The sequence below is a fragment of the Actinomycetospora sp. genome (assembly GCF_055612215.1).
On record NZ_JBVPVA010000056.1, the window covers coordinates 1 to 1,646 of the forward strand.

Genomic DNA, 1,646 nt, shown 5'->3' on the forward strand with positions numbered 1-1,646 from the left:
CGGCACGGGATCGGGCAGCTCGCCCCACCGGGCCAGCTTCTCCAGGTCGACCACCCGCGGGCCGGCCCAGTGCGACTCCAGGTCGCGGCAGCGCAGGGCGCCGAGCCCCAGCACGATCCCGAAGATCACGTGGCCGACCAGCGAGAGCGTCACCGTCGTCGGGGTCAGCGGGAACATCAGCTGCTGGCCGCGGGGCAGCAGCACCGTCGCCATCAGCCCGCCCCAGGTCGGCCCGACGGCGAAGAGCACCGCCGTGGCCACCGTGACCTTCCCGCCGAGCCGGCGCAGTCCCGTCGCGGCCGCCCCGACCAGGAACACGACGCCGAGCCCGCCGCCGTCCCCGGCGTAGCGCCACACGTAGCCGGCGACCCCGCCGAGCACCCGCGACGACGGGTCGACGTCGATCAGCCAGGTGCCCATCGTCGGGATGAAGTCGCCCCACCACCCCAGGAAGGCCACGGTGTCGAGGCGGAAGACGTCGTAGACCGCCGTCGCGAGGATCCCCCAGCGCAGCCCCTCGAGCACGAGGCGGTCCTCGGGCATCGGGACGAAGATCCCGAGCACCAGGAGCACCAGCGCCGTCGGGATGACGATCAGCCCCGCCGAGACGTGCATCGGGATGAGCCCGGCCACGTGCGCGGTGATGGAGAGCAGCGGCAGCGCGGCCAGCACGAGGTGCACCGCCACCCGCGGCGGCACCGCTCCCGGCGCCCTCACCGGCGTCCGCCCATCGGCATCCCGCCGCCGTGCGCGAGCGTGTGCGTCGCCATCAAGTGCGCGAAGTTCTTCGAGGTCGTCACCTGGTCACTCGCTCCGGTCGGGCCCGCCCGGGAGGCGTCGTCCTCGCTGCCCTGGGTGCAGCGGCGGGCGGAGTTGATGCAGTCGGCGCCGGCCTGGGCGCGGCTCTTCGAGGACAGGTACTCGAGCAGCGCGTGGTCGGTGATCGGGTCGTGCTGCTGCTCGGGGAAGCTGTCGATGGCGAAGGACCGGCCGGGCGGCGGGTCGTAGGCCACGGTGATCCGCAGGGCGGGTACCGGGACCTCGTCGTCGGAGCACTCCCCCGACTCGTCGGGGTAGCGCAGGTGCTCGGTGTGGTCCTCCGAGTCGAGGTCCTTGCCGTTCCAGCAGCTCGGGAAGTCGAAGACCCGCTGCAGGTCCGAGCCCTGCGGGCAGACCGGGTACCGGTCGGTCATCCGGTTCCCGGAGCCCGAGCAGGTGTACTTGGCGTTCGCGCCCTTCCCGTCCGCGGTGGCCGCCTTCGCGGAGCCGGTCACCATCGTCATGTTCAGCGGCATGGCCTCCATCTCGCGGGTGCCGTGGCCGTGGAAGGTGTAGTCGACCGCGGTCGGCTCGACGTAGGAGCCGACGTTGCCGTCGAGGCTCCCGCCGTCCTGCCCGACGTCGGGACCGACCTCACGCAGGTCGCGCAGCACCGGCCAGAAGATCGGTGACTGGTCGCCGTTGGTGCAGGTGGTGCTGGACTCCTTGAGCACCTGCAGGTTCGACGCGGCGTTGGTGCTGTCGTTGCCCGCGTAGTCGTGCACGTGCTGGGCGCCGTTCCGCTTGCCCGGGGCGATGATCGGGTTGTCGGAGTTGTGGTGGTCGGACAGCGAGCAGGAGAAGGAGTAGCTGCCGCCGGAGAAGTC

General features: G+C 71.9%; 2 protein-coding genes. Both read right to left on the bottom strand.

Annotated elements, in window-relative coordinates; all coding sequences use genetic code 11:
• The coding region (locus AC0CYZ_RS01275; RefSeq protein WP_472211373.1) for a hypothetical protein at window positions 1-717 on the bottom strand (717 nt) is incomplete at its 3' end.
• A partial coding sequence (locus AC0CYZ_RS01280) for a DUF1996 domain-containing protein (RefSeq protein ID WP_472211375.1) occupies window positions 714-1,646 on the bottom strand: 933 nt, incomplete at its 5' end. The genes AC0CYZ_RS01280 and AC0CYZ_RS01275, both read right to left, overlap by 4 nt.